Here is a 16,163-nt window from a genome sequence, read left to right on the forward strand (position 1 = left end):
TGGCCGGTGGAGGAGCCGGGGTACGGCGTGCTGCTGACCGGGGCCGGGGACGCGAGCCGCAGGACGGACGTCCTCCGGGCGCTCCGGGCCGTGACGGGGCTGAGCGCATGGCGGAGCGGGCAACTGCTCGACGCCGTACCGCTCGTGGTCGTCGAGCGGACCTGGCTGGAGGCGGCCGAGTCCGCCGCGCGGCTGCTCGCGGCGGCGGGGGCCGACGTCCGGGTGCGCTGCACCTGGAGCGGGTGCGTCTTCGTCCCCGGATCCGGTCCCGGCGACGAGCAGCCGTGCACGCCTCCGGACTGGTCGGCGTCGGGCTGCCCGCCGGCCCGCCGCTTCCGCCTCCGCGACTGAGCCGCTACTGCGGACCGCCCGCCGCTCCGATCGGCGGCACGGGGGCATCGGCGGACGGATCGGCGCCCCAGGCGGCGGCGCACAGGGCGCGGGCGATCTCGTCGGCGTAGACGGCGGCGGAGAGCCAGGCGAGGGCGAAGCGTTCGGTGTCGGCGGGCAGGAGGCGGCCGAAGGGGTCGCGGCCGCGGTCGGCCGCCGCGTGGTGGAGTTCGTCGAGCAGGTCGGCGGCGGTCGGGAGGGCCGCGCGGCGCAGGCGCCGGGCGTCGGGGGCGGAGTCCGTGGGCAGGGCGAGGACCCGGCGGCCGCCGGAGGCGGCCTGGTGGACGCGGCGGAGCAGAAGGTGGACCGGGGCCTCGTCCGGCGCGGTCGGCGGCGGCAGGGGCACCGCGGGCGCTGCGGCGGGGAGGTCGGCGCGCTGGAGGCGGTCGAGGCCGGTGTCGACCCGGGCCTCGGGGTCGGCCGGGTGGCCGGTGGCCAGCAGCAGCGCGCGGGGATGCGGGGCGGGGTCGAGGCGCGCGACGACGCGCAGGCGGGTGCCCGGAGCGTCCGCGAGCAGCCGCAGGTTGTCGCGGTGGGGCAGCGCGGGGTGGTCGTGCGCGGCGGCCAGCCTGAGGGTCAGGCCGTCGCATTCGGCGAGCAGGCAGTCGCCGCCGGCCTCGCGGACCGTACCGGTGAGGGTCACGTCGAGGAAGAGCAGGCCGTCGCCCGAGGTGAGGGCGCGGACGGCCTGTTCGGCGACGGGCACCGCCCACAGGCGGTTCAGGGGTTCGGCCGTCCAGGCGGCGCCGGGGGCCCGTACGGCGCGGACCGCGGCGCCCGCGCCGAGGCGGCCGGTGGGCGACACGGTGGCGCCGGACACGGCCAGGCCCGCGCGGGACAGTTCGCGGTGGGTGAGCGCGGTGTCGCCGATGCGCACGGCCCGGTCGGCGGCGCCCGTGGCGCGGCCGGGGCCGCCCGGGGCGACGTCGGAGACGGTGTAGAGGCGGCCTTCCGCGTCCGCGGTCCAGGTGACGGCGCCCGCGTAGCCGCTCGCGGTGAGGACGGGCTCGGAGAACAGGCCGTACAGCCGCAGCGAGCCGTCCGGGGTGTACGGCTGCCGCGCGGTGCCGCGGACGGCGGCCAGTTCGGGTCCGGTGGCGTACGGGACGCGGTGGGCGGTGCCGAGGAGTTCGCGGAGCGCGGCGACCAGGTCGGCGAGGCGGTGCCCCGGGTCGGCGGCGCGCGCGGCGCGCAGCCGGGTGACGACGGAGACCGCCGCGGCGGCGGCGCGGGGCAGCCCGCTCAGCCGGGCGGAGTGCGCGGCCCGCAGCAGTTCGGCCTGGACGACGGCGCCGGAGCCGTCGACACCCGTGTCGAGGACGGCGGCGCCCGCGGCGCGCAGGGCTTCGGCCGCGGCGCGTTGCTGCGCGGTGGCGGTCTCGGGTTCGGCTTCGGGCGCCGTCTTCCCGGCCGTCTCCGGGCGGGATCCTTCGGCTGCCGGCCCGGGCTCCTCGGCGACGGGGGCGGCCGAGGCGGCGGCGGCCCGGTGCAGGCAGTCGGGGGCGAGCAGGCAGCCGCAGCGGACGTCCTCCGCCCGGGTCACCGTGCCGCCGGGGGCGTGCAGTTCGAGGTCGGTGTCGTCGTCGACGGCGATCCGCACGGTGTCGCCGTCGACGACGACCGGGCGGGCCGCGAGCTTGGCAATGCCCGCGTCGAGGCGCTTGCTCAGCCGCGGCGAGAGGGCTCCGACGAGTTCCGCGGTCACGGACGGTGCGACCGGGGGGAGCTGCTGGTTCACGTGATCTTCTCCCCTACCCAGCGGGCGAGTTCGAGGGGGCTGAGGGCGGCGACGGGCATGCCCGCGGCGACGAGTTGCCCGGCGACGCCCGTGGAGTAGCGGGGGCGCCCGGCGTCGTCGAGGCTGGCGCAGCCCAGGACGTGGCAGCCGGCCCCGACCAGGGCACGGACCTCGGCCAGGAGGCCCCCGACGGGATACCCCTCCTCGAAGTCGCTGACGACCACGACGAGAGTGCGCGAGGGCACGGTCACCAGTTCACGGGCGTGCCGCAGACCGGCGGCGATGTGGGTGCCTCCGCCGACGCTCACCTCCAGGAGGAGGGAGAGCGGGTCCGCCACATGGTCGGTGAGGTCGATGACCTCGGTGGAGAACGCCAGGAAGTGCGTGGACAGGGTGGGCACCCCGGCCAGGACCGAGGCGGTGAGCGCGGCCCAGATCGTGGAGGCCTCCATGGACCCCGACACGTCCGTCACCAGGATCAGCCGCCAGTCGGCGGAGCGTTGGGCCCGGGCGCGGAAGACGGGCCGCTCCGGTATGACCTGGACGCCGCCGTCGGGGCCGCGGCGTGCCGTGCCCAGGTTGGCCCGCAGCGTGCGGGCCAGGTCGAGGCCGCCTCCGGGACGCCGGCTGGGACGCGGCAGGGCGGTGCCGTGCAGCGCCGGGCGCAGCCGGGTGGCGAGTTGGCGGGTCAGGGCTTCGACCAGCCGCCGTACGAGCGGGCGCAGCGCGGCCAGCCGGGCCTCGGGCAGCCCGCCCGCGTGCCGCAGGACGGTGCGCAGCAGGTCGACGGAGGGGCGCACGCTGTCGGGGTCGAGTTCGGCGACCGCGTCCTTGCGGCCGGACGCGGCGGCGGCCGCCAGCACCTCCTCGCGGATGCCGGGCCCGAAGAGGACCGCCAGTTCCTCGGACCACTCGCGCACCCCGGGGTACGGCGCCTCGCGGCCCCCGCCCGCCGTGCCGCGCCCGCCGAGGTCGCCGCGGCTGCCCTCGCCCCGGCCGTTGCCGTACAACTCGTCGAGTGCGGTGGCCAGGGCGGTGGCGGAAGGCGGGAGCCGGTCGCTGCGGCGGCCCAGCACGAGCCGCCAGCGGTCGGCGGGCGCGAGCGTGCGGGCCGCCGCGGCGGGGGCCGCACCCGGCCCACCGGGGATGGCGGCGGGCTGCCGCGTGCCCGGCGACGCCCCGTCGGCGGGCCCCGCGACACCGTCGACCGCCGTGCCCGCGGGTCCGCCCTCGCGGGTGGCCGCGGCAGGGGCCCGTACGGGCGCGGTGCCCGAGGTACCGCCGGCGCGGGCGGCCGGCCCCGCGGCCGGGCCATCGCCGCGCGCGCCCGCGTCGGGGGCGGCGGCACCGTCCCGCGGTACACCCGGTGACACTGCGTCAGTGGCCCCGGCCGGGGCCGCAGTCGGCACCGGACCGGTGGAGCCCCCGACACCGTCGACCGCCGTACCCGCGGGTCCGCCCCCGCGGGCGGCCGCGTCGGCGGACGGGCCAGGCCCTCGAACGGTCGCATCGGGGGTGGCGGCGCCGTACCGCGGTACGCCCGGCGACGCCGCGTCGGCGGATCCGCCCGCGTCGCCGCCGGCGGGGCGCGGCGGTTCCGGGGCCGGGAGGCCCTCGGTCCGGGCCCGGGCGGTGGCCCCGTCGTGGTGGAGGCCCGCGTCGGGGGTCCGTGACGGTGCCGCCATCGCGCGGGGGGAGAGCAGGGCGAGCCGGTCCAGAGCCGCGCGGGCGGCGAGGTCGGCGCGGGTCCAGATGGCGAGCGCGACGGGGTCGACGCCATCGGTGTCGGCGATGCCGTCGGCGTCCAGGCGCTCCTCGACGGCCGCCAGAAGGCGGTCCCGGGCGGCCGGGCTGAGGGTGTCGAAACCACCGCGCAGGGCGGGCAGCCGGGAGAGGAAGGCACGGTCCGGCAGCTCGCGGACGCGGTCCAGCAGCGGTTCCAGCGCCGGGGCGGCCGTCTCGAGGAGCGGGCCGGCCGCCGTCAGCAGGCCGGTCAGCCGAGCGGTGAGGGCGGTCCGGGATGCGGGGTCGCCCGCCGCGTCGACCCAGGAGGCGACGCGGGCGCCCAGAGCCTCGGGCGCCTCGTGGCCGAGGAGCACGCGGACGGCCCCGGCCGCCCCGCGCATCAGCGGGGAGCCCTGCGCGGCGAGCCGCCCCAGGGCGTCGGTGAGCCGGACGCCGCCCAGGAGGTCCGCCCGGTGGGCGAGTTCGAGCAGCGCCTGCGCGTCGGCGGGGTCCTCGGAGCCGGTCAGGCCGTCCACCTGGCGGACCGCCGCCGCGGTCAGCAGCTCGGCGACGGCGGCGGCGCGGGTCGTGCGGGCCCCGTCGGCGCCGAGCCCGGCGATGTGGCCGGCCCGGATCCGGTCCAGCAGGGCGAGCCCCGCGAGGAGTTCGGGGAGCGTGCCGGAGCCGGGGAGCACATCGGCGGTCTCGGCGAGGCGTTCATCGGCGAGCGCGGGCAGCCCGCACTCCGCGGCCTGCGCCAGTCCGGCGAGGGTCTGTACGGCCGTGGGGCCGCCCTCGTCCCGCTCCTGGCGGCGGCGTTCGCGCAGCGTCCCCTCGGCGGCCTGGGCGGGGGTGACGCCGCGCACTCCGGCGGCGCTGAGCATGGCCGCGGTGGCGGGCGTCCAGCGGACCTCCCAGCGGGTGGTGAGGCCCTCGGTGCCGGCCGCTCCCGTCACGTCCTTCGGCTCGGCGTAGGGCACGCCGCACACGGTCAGCCTGCGCAGCAGGAGTTCCCGGCGGCGGTCGAGATCGGAGCGGAGCGGATCCAGCCGCAGATCCCGCGCGTCGGCCGGGGCCGCGGGGGACGCGCCGGGGCCGGGCAGGCCCAGCCCGGCGAGCTCGGCCTCGACAGCGGGGGCGAGGCCGCTGCGGGGCGCCTTCGGCGCGGGGCGTCCGCCGCGGGTGCCGACCAGCACCCGTTCCATGGCGCGCGCCACGGCCCTTCCCCGGCCGTAGGGCTCTCCCTGGGCCAGTACGGTCTGCACCGCCTCGACGAGTTCGCCCCGGCCGGCCGCGGGCAGTCCGCGGAGCCGGGCGAGGTCACCGGCGAGCCGGCTGATCTCGCGTGCGTCGGCGGGGCCCGAGGGATGGCCCTGCGCGCGCAGTTCGGCGCAGATGCGGACGGCCACCCGGGTCAGCGCCTCCTCCAGCGCCGCGGGGTCGCCGGCCGCCTCCAGCACCATGTGCTGCCACTCGGGGTCGCGGATGCCCGCCGGATAGCCGGAGCGTTCGTCCAGCAGCGGGTACGCGTAGGGGATCAGGGAGGTCGTCCAGGCCGCGCCGCCCTCGGGTGCGGACGGTACGTCCTCGCCTTCCGCGGGCACGGTGCCCTGCGGCCACAGGTGGGCCGGGACGAGGGCCGGCGCGTGGAACGCGCCGACGACGACGGCCGCGCGGCGGCCGTCCGCGGTGGCCTCGGCGACGCGGGCCCGCATCCACTGCTCGCGGCGCAGGTCCAGCCGGGGGACGCCCGCGCCGTCCGCCGCGTCCCGGCGCAGCGCCCACCCCGTCAGCAGGGCGGCACGGCGCAGGGCCTCGGGCGGCGAGCCCGGGGCGGTGGCCTCGACGAGGCGGTCCCACAGGTCGTCGCCGGGACGGCCGGTCAGCCGGGCGCGCAGGGCGGCGTGGAGCCCGGGCGCGGGCTCCCCCGTCGCCTCCGTCGTCCGTCCGCCGCCCCAGGCGCGGTCGGCCAGCGGCAGGTCGCAGGCGACGACGGGGATGCCGTGGCGGGCGGCCCAGCGGATGGCGGCGAGCTCGGGCGAGAAGTCGGCGAAGGGGTAGAACGCGGGGCCGCCGCCCCCGTCGCCGGGGGCGGCGGCGAGTGCGACGGGGGCCCGGGTCTCCTCGTGGGCGAGCCAGGGCAGCCACTCCTGCATCTCGCCCGGGAGTTCGACGAGCAGCACGTCCGGCTCGGCCCCGTCGAGCAGGGCGGGCAGCGCGGCCGCCAGCGACGGGGCGTGGTGCCGGACGCCGACGAGGTACGGCGCCGCCGGGTCGGTGAGGACCGTGGCGGCCTCGTCCGGGGTGAGGGGCACGGTGCTCAGCCCTCCAGGACGGCGCGCAGGTCCCACAGGGTGCGCCAGGTCGGGGAGCCCTGCTCGGCGCGGCGCCGTACGGGGCCGTCCCAGTAGCCGAGCAGCCGGGCGGCGTCGGCGGGGTCGTCCTTGCGCACGACGCCGAGGAGATGGCCGGGCAGCAGGCCCAGCACGTCCCGGTCACCGGGGAAGTACGCGGCGGCCAGGGCGAGCGCGCCGGCGACCGCGACGGCCTCCGCGGTGCTCATCACCGTGGAGGGGCGCTCCACCTCCCAGCCCTCGGCGGAGCGGCCCTCGCGCAGGTCGCGGAAGGCGGTGACGAGGGCCTCCAGAACGGCGTCGTCGACCTGGTACGGGGCGCCCGCCCGTTCGACGGCGGCCCGGGACTGGCTGCGCACCAGCGCCGTCTCGGCGTCGAGGTCGCCGATGGGGCCGACCGTCTCGAAGTTGAAGCGCCGCTTGAGCGCGGCGGACATCTCGGAGACGCCCTTGTCGCGGAGGTTGGCGGTGGCGATGAGGTTGAAGCCGGGCGCCGCGTGCGCCAGGGCGTCGTCGCCGCCCGCGAGTTCGGGGACGGCGATGCGGCGTTCGGAGAGCAGGGAGACCAGGGAATCCTGCACCTCGGGCAGGCACCGGGTCACCTCCTCGACGCGGGCGATGGCGCCGCGCGTCATGGCGGTGAGCACGGGTGAGGGGACGAGCGCCTGCCGGCTGGGGCCCTGGGCGAGCAGCAGGGCGTAGTTCCAGCCGTACTTGAGCTGGTCCTCGGTGGTGCCGGCGGTGCCCTGGACGACGAGCCCGCTGGTGCCGCAGACCGCGGCCGACAGCAGTTCGGAGAGCATCGACTTGGCGGTGCCGGGCTCGCCGACGAGGAGCAGGCCGCGTTCCCCGGCGAGGGTGACGACGCACCGCTCCACCAGCGCGCGGTCGCCGACGAACTTGCCCTCGACGACGAGTCGGCGCGGCACCCCCTCGGGTACCTCGGCGTCGTCGGGCAGGCGCAGCGCCTGGCCGCCGCTGCCCATGACGAAGGTGACGACGGCGCGCGGGGTGAGCCGCCAGGCGGGCGGGCGCGGTCCGCCGTCGTGGGCGGCGAGAAAGGCGAGTTCGGTGGCGTACCGGTCCTCGGGCGGGGTGATCTGCCGCGCGGCGGGGGCGGGGGCGGTGGTGGTCATCGGCGGCGGCCCTTCCGGGTGGCGCGGGTGGTGAGTTCTTCGAAGGCGGGGGCGTCGCCCGCGCGGACGCGCTCCCAGGCGCGGGCGAACAGCTCGGGCACGGGCAGCAGGGGCACGACGCGGGCGTGGTCCCGGACGGGGTAGAGCCCTTCCTTCCAGGTCTCCACGGGAACGGCCGGGGCCTTGAGATCGCGCCAGCCGCAGGGCAGGAAGAGGGTGCGGCCGGCCCGGGACCGCCTGGCCTCGACGACCAGGGCGGTCGCGGCCAGCTCCGCGCGGGCCTTCTTCATACGGGCCGGCTTCCAGCCCGTCCAACGGGCGCAGTTGCGGTCCGTGGGGTCGGGCAGGGCGAGCAGCTGCAGGTAGAGCGCGGCGGCGTCCTCGCTCAGGCCGTGGAACGCGGCGGCCTCGGTGACGAGGGCGGGCACGGAGAACGTGGGGTCCTGGGCGTGGCTGGCGGGTGCGCCGGCGTCGCCGTCCGCCGCGACGGCGCGGGCGAGTTCGTCGCCGAGCACGGTGCGCAGCGCCTGGATCCCGTCCGCGCGCTGCATGCCGACGAGCCCTTCGACGAGGCCGAAGACGGAGTCCTCGGGCCCGGTCAGCCCTGCGGGGCGGACGAGTACCGTCTCGGTGTCGCCGTACCAGGGGCGGAGCACCAGCGCGTCGCCCGCGTGGGTCAGACCGTGGACGTCTGCGCCGCCGGTGGCCGGCAGCCCGTGGGCCGTGCGGATCCGGACGGCGGTGGGGCCGCCCTTCTCCGTCCACGCCACGTCGAGGTCGAGGAGGAGACCGGGGTCGGCGACGCGCCGCCGGAGGGCGGCCAGGCCCTCGGGGAGGGCCGCGCGCAGCGGGTGCCCGTACGGCAGCCCGTAGGCGAGACCGGCGAGCACGGCCACGGAGCGGGAGATGTCGTACCGTCCGGGCAGCGCCGAGGGGTCGGCGGGGACGAGGTCGCCGTCCTTGTCCGGTCGCTGCACCGTGGTGCGGCTCAGCCAGGGGGTACGGGTGGGGTTGAGCACGGCCTCGGCGGACGCGGCCGGCACGCCGGCGAGTTCCGCGGCGACGTCCTCCGGCAGGCGGACGACGGAGCCGAGGCGTCCCTCCCAGACGCGGCCGGCGGCGGCCGTGTCGGGGCCGTCGCTCCAGAGGGCGGCGGGGTCGTCGGGGAGCAGGGCCCCGACGAGGGCGGCGTGGTCCTGCTGGGAGAGCGAGCTCAACAGACCGTTGCCGAGGTTTCTCTGAGCGGGCTTCAGACCGATGAGGGCCAGCGCTTCGGCATCCGGTTCCTGCGGCCGCCCGGCGAGCAGCAGGGCCGCCTGGACGGGGCCGAGGCCGCCACAGGTCGCCGCGGCGAGGACGCCGGGGGCGTCGGGGCGCCACGGCGCGGCGCCCTTGTCGCGGATGAGGCGGGCGACGGCGGCGAGCCGTTCGGCGGGGAAGACCGGCGCACGGTCGGTCTCGTCCTCCAGGGTGAAGTGGGCGACGGCGCCGAACGTCCCGGTGGGGTCGTGGTCGAGGGCCAGCCAGTTCACGCGGTTGCGGTCGCCGTCGACGTTCTTGCAGCCGAGGATCACGACGGTGCGCCCGTCCTTGCGCAGGACCTGGCCCGCGCGCTGCTGCCGGTCGTGCTTCTCGCCGAGGACGATCTCGCGGAGCCCGGCCCCGGGCACGGCCAGCGGGCCCTCGGTGATCGCGTCGAAGAGCAGCAGGAGCCCCTCTCGTACCTCGTCACCGGTGACGGGCGACGCAGCGCGGTAGGCCAGTGGGCGCAGCACGGCGAGAACGGACAACCACACCATGCCGATGCCGGGGACGGTGTGCTCCTCGCTGCGCCAGCCGCCACCCGGCGTTCCGAGCTTGGCACGATCCGGCAGCGGCTTGCCGTCCGCCTCCTTGCCGGACAGCACGTGGTTGACCGCGCGGATCTGGCGCAGCACGCTCCACCGCGGGCCTCCGCCCCACCAGGAATGGCTGCGCTGGTCGGCGATGCCCTCCGTCGCGGAGCGCAGGGTGGTGTCGTCGCCGTACTGCGGCTTGTAGTCGGCGAACATGCCCTCGCTGCGCCGCAGCGTCCGCTCGGCTCCCTCGTCCGGGGGCGCGATGAACGAGGCGACGGACTCGGCGTGCCGCAGCGTGCCCCGGACGAGGGCGGTGACGCCGATGAGCAGCCGTTCGTCGGTGAGTCCCGGGAGCACGGCCGTGACGGCGGCCCGCGCGACCTCGTCCGAGGTCGGGCCCGTGTACTTCTTGGTCTTGTTCGCCTCGGCCTGACGTTCGGCCAGGGCGGCCGCGGTGACGCGCAGCAGCTCGGCGGCCTGCTCGTCGGTCAGCGCGCGCAGCACCGCCGAGGCCCGCTCGTCGCGGGGGCGCAGGGCGTGCCAGTAGGCGAGCGGCGGCACGTAGCGCATACCGGCGGCGAACTCGCCGCCCTGCTCGGTGAGCGCCACGCTGCCCAGTTCGTCGTCGCAGGTGACGTCGCCCGCCGCGTACAGCGAGACCTTCTGGTGGATGAGCGCGACGAGGGGCTCGGCCCCGCCGGGGAGTCGCAGTGCGCCGAGCGGAACGCAGCGGTTCCACCTCCACTGCCTGGTGGGGAACGCGGCGGTACGGCCGTCGGGTGTGCCGGCGACGGTACGGGACTCCTCGCCCTCGCCCTCGACGCGGACCCAGCGGCCGAGGACGGTGCCGTCGGTGCCGAAGGGGCTCTGTTCGAGTCCGGGTTGCAGCGGCAGGACCTCGCAGTCCTCCTGGCTGAGGCGCGCGCCGTCGAGGATGCCGGAGCGGAGGAAGGCGGGCAGTGAGGCGCGCCCGTGGGTGCCGGAGGCCGGGTCGTACTCCATCCACACCAGATCGCGGCCCTGCTTGCCCTGGCGCCAGAGCGTGGTGCCGTCACCGAGGACGGGGCGGCCGGGCGGCAGCACCGTGTCGCCTGCGTGCAGGGTGCGGCCGCCCGTGGCGCGGCCACCGCCGGGCAGCGGAATCGACGGGGCGGCGACCTGGCCGTGCCACCAGTGCGGGAGCCGCTCGCCGCCGAGAGTGAACACCTCGGAGGGGCGGGCGGACCAGTAGCCGGACTGCTTGCCGTCCTTCCACCACATGACGAGGAGTTCGTCGTCCGCCCAGCGGAAGTGGGGGCGGTTCCAGCGGTCGAGTTCGACGGGGATGCGCAGGTCGTGGTCGAGGAGCACCTTGTCGGGACCGACCACGACGGCCTTGTCCCCGCGGGCGAGGATCAGCGCGGGCCAGGCCTCGGCGACGATCAGGGTGTTGTCCTTGTTCTTGGCGACCGCGGCGTCGAGCAGACGCAGTCCCTCGTCGAGGGCGGGCCAGCCCAGCTCGTCGAGGATGCCCTCGCGGAGCGTGCGGCCGAGCAGCGGCGCGATCTCGTGTCCGGCGACGCGGGCCACGGCCTCCGGGTTGACCCGGGCCGCGACGGAGCGGAAGGGGCGCAGCCGGCCGACGGCGGTACGGGCGGCGGGCAGCCCCGCGGCACGGGTGAACTGCCCGGCGGCCTCGTCGAGCCATTCGCGCAGGACGTCGCCGAGCACCGGGTGGGTGGCCAGGGCCTCCAGCACGCCGGGGAGTCCGCGGTCCTCGCCGAGGTTGCCGACGGCCTTGTGCAGCAGGCGGCGCAGGCGCGGATCGGCGCCGGTGGCGGCGAGGTCCCTCCGGGCGGGGTCGGCGGTGTCCAGCCAGCGGTGGAGCGGCAGGTGCACGGCGACGTCCTCGGCGGGAACGGTCAGCGGCACGCGCTCGGCGGCGCAGAGGTCGAGCAGGTCGAGTTCGGCGCCGGCGTGCCAGCGGCCCGCGAAGAGGTCGACGGGCCGGCCGTCGGCCCGCAGCCGGGGCGCCATGCGGGCGACGAGGGCGAGGGTGGCCGGGGAGCGGTCCGAGCTGGCGGAGCCGTGCTTGCGGTGGCTGGCCCAGCGGCTGAGCCAGTCGGCCGCGTCGACGGCCCGCGCGGCCTCTCCCGCCTCGCCGGTGAGAAGGGTCTCGGCGCCGGTCTCGGCGAGCAGGGCGAGCCAGAACTCGTCGCCTTCGGCGTCGCGGCCGTTTCCGGTCGGCATGATCTCGAGCAGCCGCGCCCGGACGGCGGGTTCGCGCTCGGCGAGGACGGCGAGGGTGGCGCGGTAGAAGGTCCAGAAGGAGCCGGGGGCACGGACGACGGCGGGCGAGGCGACGAGGTCGGAGACGAGGGCGCACTCCTCGGTGACCCGGTTGAGGCCCGCGGCCTTGATCAGGCTCCGGGCGTCCTGCGGCAGGGACGCGTACGGGGGCATCCCGGCGGCGCAGCGCTCCACCGTCAGCTGCCTGAACTGCCGCCATGCCTCGGCCGGGTCCAGCCGCCGCGCGAGGTCCTTGACGTGCTCCTTCAGGGCCTTGACGGTGAGGGCGCCGGCGAACGCGAACTCCAGGAAGACGGCGCGCTGCCGGTCCTCGTCGACGGCGAGGCCGTGGACGCGCTCGGCGGCGCGGGCCTTGCCGAAGAAGGCGGCGGCGTAGGCGGCGTTCTCGTGCTGGAGGAAGACGCGGGCCGCCTGCTCGTGGAAGGTGGGCAGGAAGTGCGGTACCGCGCGGCCCAGACGCTCGGCGAGCACGTCGAAGCCGTCCTTGGCCGCGCCCGCGCGGGACTTGGCCATCCTGGCCAGCCGCTCGACGTCCTTGACCAGGGCGAGCGCGTGGTGGCCGTTGGCCGGGTCGTTCACCAGGGCCCAGGCGGGGAAGCCCAGGGTCTCCCGGCGCACCTGGCCGACCTCGGGCGCGTCGGCCTCGCGGGTCAGGCCGAGGAAGTCCAGGGCGAGATCCTCGGCCTCGCCGAGGGTGCCGGGCACCAGCCGTACGACGCGCCGGTCGTCGAGCACGGGGTGGGTGTAGGTGCGGACCGTGAGGGTGTCGGCGTCCTCGCGCGCGCTGGTGCCGGGCGGCAGCACGGCTCCCGCGTCGAGCAGCGCGGTCGTGGTGGTGGGGTCGTTCGTGCTCATGCCGCCTGCTCCTCGTCCTCGATGTCGCGTCCGGCGTAGAGCGCGGCCGCCATGCGCATGCCCTCCGACCAGGCGACCGGGCCGACCTGACCCAGCTTCAGGGTCTTTCCCGCGGTGTCGGTCCACGAGAGGGAGCCCGTCTCGGTCGCGCTCCAGCCGTCGTAGTCGCCGATCCAGATGCGGGCCTCGACGGCCCGGCCGTCCTCCAGCACGGGGCAGACGGAGTGCCCGCCGCGCACGCGGTAGCCGAGGGAGGTGGCGCGGCCGTGCAGAAAGCGCAGCTCCTTGAAAGTGCCCCCCGCGTACTCCTCGACGAGCGTGCCCTCCGGGTCGAGACCGGCGGGCCGCCGCCACACCTCGCGGAAGAGCTGCTGCGCCTTCTGCTCCACGCCCAGCTCGACGGCGAACTCCCGCAGCTCCTCGAGGTCGTCCAGCAGCACGGGGTGCGGGATGCGCACCATGTCGGGGGCGAGGCGCACGGTGTCACCGTCCAGGTCGACCAGGCCGAGGCCGCGCTCGGCGTCGGCGTCCCGCAGGAAGCCGGCGACCCGGCCGTCCTCCCCGGTGACGACGAGATCGCGCAGCGCCGCCCGCCACGCGGGGTCGGCCCACACCCGGCCGATCACGGCCAACGGCACAGGCAGCGAACGCACCATCCAGCGCTCGACGTCGGCCAGGCACTGGCGCTCGTGGCGCTCCAGCCACTCGGCGAGCTGCCGCAGGCCCGTCACCGCCGGGTCGTCCGCGAGCTTGGCAGGCACCGACTTCAGCCGGCGGCCCGCCGCGTTACGGCACACGACCTTCCCGTCGTCGAGGGCGACTTCGTAGTCGCCCGCCGTGACCCACCCCATGCGTGCCTCCCTGCACCGCCGTGATCAAGTGACCGGAACACTAGGCGAGGCCACTGACAACGCCCCCGCCACCCTGTTGACAAGGCGCCCGGCGGCAAGCGGAAGGCATAGACTCCGCGCCATGCAGACCGTGACCGCTGCCGTCGTGCGGGACCTGGCGCCGACCGGCGTACTGAGGGCGTCGATCAACCTGGGCAATCCCGTGCTGGCGCACGGCACCGCGGACGCCCCGGGCGGCGTCACGGTCGACATCGCCCGCGAGGTGGGCGTCCGGCTGGACGTTCCGGTGGAGCTGCTGTGCTTCGACGCGGCGCGCAAGTCCTTCGAGGCGATGACGACGGGCCGGGCCGACATCTGCTTTCTGGCCGTGGAGCCCGCCCGGGAGGCCGAAGTCGCCTTCACCGCGCCGTATGCCGTGATCGAGGGCGTGTTCGCGGTGCCCCGCGAATCGGCGCTCTCCACGGTGGACGATGTGGACGGCGCGGGCGTCCGGATCGGCGTCAAGCGCGGTTCCGCCTACGACCTGTTCCTCTCGCGCACACTGCGGCACGCCACCGTCGTCCGCGGGGACGAGGGCGTGGACGTCTTCCGCTCCGAGGGCCTCGAGGTCGCGGCCGGGATCAGGCAGCCGATGACCGAGTACGCGGGCCGGCACCCCGACGTCCGCCTCGTCGAGGGCGCGTTCATGCGGATCCGGCAGGCCGTCGGCACGACGGTGAGCCGGCTGCCGGAGTCCGTCGCGTTCCTCCGGGAGCTCGTCGAGGAGCTGAAGGCGAACGGATTCGTCGCCGACTCCCTGCGCCGGGCCGGCCGGTCCGGCGCGTTGGTCGCCCCGCCCCTCTGAGCGGCCCTCGCGCGCCACGTCTCCGTCCGGCGCGCGATGCCCGTAAAACAACGGGAGTTGACGATTCGCGGCCTCCGCACGGCTTGGTGATCTCCGCTACCGGGGATCTCTTCACCTGTGCGAGGGGATCGTGACGGGGGATGTGCCATGGGGAGGGGAATCGCCGCGCCCGCGGCCGCCGGGAACGGCGGCCCCTGGCCGGAGGGGTTCTGGGAGCAGTCCGGGGGCACCGCCGTGTGGGTGCTCGGCATCTTCGCGGTCGCCGTGTTCATCGGCCTCGTGCGGCTGGGCTCGGGGATGCTGCGGCGTCACCGGAGCAACCGGCTGCTGCCGGTCGTGGTGTGCGAGGACCGCGGCCTGCTCGGCGGCCACGCCAACGGTCACCGCGGCAACGGTCACGGCCCGGGTGCCGCCGACGACGGCCGCGGCCACGAGTCCGCGGCCACCGCCGAGCTGGCCGCGTACATCACGGAGCACATGGCCGCCGACGCGCTCGGCCCGAACGTCCTGACCCCCGGCAGCGGCACGACGATCGGACCCGACCCGGCTCCGGAGACCGCCTCCTCACCGCACGGCTGGGTGGACGTGATGAAGCGGCTCGCCTTCTTCCGCCCCCGGGCGTACCACGTGATGGTGCACTGCCTGTCGGCCAGCGGCCGCCCGACCCGCTTCTCGGTACGAATCCTCTACATGCCGAAAAACACCGTGGTGGCCGCCGCCATCATGGAGCGGGAGCCCGTGGCACCCGGAGCGAGCGACGAGGACGCGCGCAGAGCCGACGAGGAGCTCTACGAGCGGATCGCCTGCTACTGCACCGTCAAGATCCTCGCGGACCCGCGCTCGCAGGACCGCATCCCCCGCTGGGAGAGCTGGGGTGACGACCCCGACGCCTACCGCTTCTACCGGATGGGCATCACGGCGCAGGAAGAGGCGCTGGCCGCGAACAAGCGCCGGGACGTGGGCCGCGAGCGGACCGCATACGGGGAGGCCCTCGAGCACTACCACCGGGCCGCCGCACTGGTGCCGGGGAACCTCACGGTCCGGCTGCACCAGGCGGGCGTCCTGGAGCTCATGAGCCAGTTCCCCGGCGTACCCGGCCCCGACGACTCCATCCGGCAGGCCGTCGAGATCTACAAGTACTGCGTCCAGTTGTGGCCCGAGCACATCGAGACGGCCTACCGGCTCGCCATCGCGCGTGCCGAGGAGAGCCGTCACCCGGAACGCAGGGCCGCACGAACGGCGCACCGCGAACCCGATTCGCCGGAGCATCTGAGGCTGCTCCTCAGGCGCCTGTCCCGACGCGCCATCGTCCGCCGTTACGCCCGCACCTGGCTGCCCGGCCGCCGCAACCTCGGTGAACGCCGCTACTGGCGGCAGTGGTGGGCCGTGACTCCTCCACCCTCTGAAGGGGGTGGCTTCTCGCTATGCCGTTTGGGCTTCGCGACGGACCAGCCCGGCCCGTAGAACGTTGAGGGCGCCTACCGTGTCTGCGTGTGCGTGGTGGCCGCAGGCGACGCAGTGGAACTTCTCCTGTGTGGGGCGGTTCTCCTTGGCGGTGTGCCCGCATTCGGGGCACCTCCGGGAGGTGTTGCGGGGGTCCACGGCCATCACTTCCCGTCCGGCGCTTTCAGCCTTGGCGTTCAGGATCGCGAGGAACACCCCCCAACCGGCATCCGCGATCGAGCGGTCCAGTCCGGCCTTGGACGCGGCCCCGTTGGGCAGGAAGCCGCCCGGCCGGTCGGGGTCGGGCTTGGGTTCAGGAGCCCGGCTCATGTTGCGGATCCTGAGGTCTTCGTGCGCGATGAAATCGTGTTCGCGTACGAGTTTGAGCGCGGTCTTGTGCGCGTGGTCCAGGCGCTGGCGGCCTGCCGTGCGGTGTAGTCGAGCGACCTTCTCCACGGCCTTGCGGCGGCGCTTGCTGCCGCGCTTGCACCGGCTGAGCGCCTGTTGCGCTGCTTCGAGCTTGACGGCGGCCTTCCGGCCATGACGCGGGTTGGGCACGAAGTGGCCGTTTGAGTCTGCGAGGAAGTTGGCTATGCCGAGGTCGATGCCGACCATGCTGCCAGTCGGCGGCAGCGGGTCGGGCCGGGCCTGTTCGGCGGTCAGGATGACGTACCAGCGCTTGCCCTCACGCTTGACGGAG

The 16,163-nt window shown here is 76.2% G+C and carries 9 protein-coding genes; 3 read left to right on the plus strand and 6 right to left on the minus strand.

Going from position 1 to position 16,163, the window contains the following annotated elements:
- The first annotated feature begins 6 nt into the window (after positions 1-6).
- Positions 7-351: a ribosomal protein L7/L12 gene (locus AB0F62_RS29695; RefSeq protein ID WP_361805879.1), complete on the plus strand. Its 345-nt coding sequence runs from the start codon at positions 7-9 to the stop codon at positions 349-351.
- A gap of 4 nt (positions 352-355) precedes the next feature.
- Here the strand turns inward: AB0F62_RS29695 and AB0F62_RS29700 are convergent, their stop codons facing one another.
- From AB0F62_RS29700 to AB0F62_RS29720, 5 genes are read right to left on the minus strand one after another with little or no spacing between them, the layout of a single operon-like run.
- On the minus strand, positions 356-2,128 hold the full coding sequence (locus AB0F62_RS29700; RefSeq protein ID WP_361805882.1) for a hypothetical protein: 1,773 nt from the start codon (positions 2,126-2,128) through the stop codon (positions 356-358).
- A complete protein-coding gene (locus AB0F62_RS29705; RefSeq protein ID WP_361805885.1) occupies positions 2,125-6,168 on the minus strand; it encodes a DUF5682 family protein in 4,044 nt (1,347 codons plus the stop codon). Before AB0F62_RS29705 ends, AB0F62_RS29700 begins: the two co-directional genes overlap by 4 nt.
- 5 nt (positions 6,169-6,173) lie before the next feature.
- A complete protein-coding gene (locus tag AB0F62_RS29710) occupies positions 6,174-7,343 on the minus strand; it encodes an AAA family ATPase (RefSeq protein WP_361805888.1) in 1,170 nt (389 codons plus the stop codon).
- Entirely contained in the window at positions 7,340-12,325 is a 4,986-nt protein-coding gene (locus AB0F62_RS29715) for a hypothetical protein (protein ID WP_361805891.1), read from the minus strand. Before AB0F62_RS29715 ends, AB0F62_RS29710 begins: the two co-directional genes overlap by 4 nt.
- Complete coding sequence (locus AB0F62_RS29720) at positions 12,322-13,176, minus strand: DUF4132 domain-containing protein (protein WP_361805894.1); 855 nt, start codon at positions 13,174-13,176, stop codon at positions 12,322-12,324. Before AB0F62_RS29720 ends, AB0F62_RS29715 begins: the two co-directional genes overlap by 4 nt.
- Before the next feature lie 121 nt (positions 13,177-13,297).
- On the opposite strand from AB0F62_RS29720, the gene AB0F62_RS29725 reads away from it, so the two are divergent.
- Together AB0F62_RS29725 and AB0F62_RS29730 are read left to right on the plus strand one after the other, a co-directional pair.
- Entirely contained in the window at positions 13,298-14,020 is a 723-nt protein-coding gene (locus tag AB0F62_RS29725) for a transporter substrate-binding domain-containing protein (RefSeq protein ID WP_361805897.1), read from the plus strand.
- A gap of 147 nt (positions 14,021-14,167) precedes the next feature.
- Positions 14,168-15,484: a hypothetical protein gene (locus tag AB0F62_RS29730; protein ID WP_361805900.1), complete on the plus strand. Its 1,317-nt coding sequence runs from the start codon at positions 14,168-14,170 to the stop codon at positions 15,482-15,484.
- Here AB0F62_RS29730 and AB0F62_RS29735 read toward each other — a convergent pair.
- The coding region (locus tag AB0F62_RS29735; protein ID WP_361805903.1) for a transposase at positions 15,443-16,163 on the minus strand (721 nt) is incomplete at its 5' end. The genes AB0F62_RS29730 and AB0F62_RS29735 overlap by 42 nt on opposite strands.

The organism is Streptomyces sp. NPDC026673 (assembly GCF_040638135.1).
Lineage (GTDB): Bacteria > Actinomycetota > Actinomycetes > Streptomycetales > Streptomycetaceae > Actinacidiphila.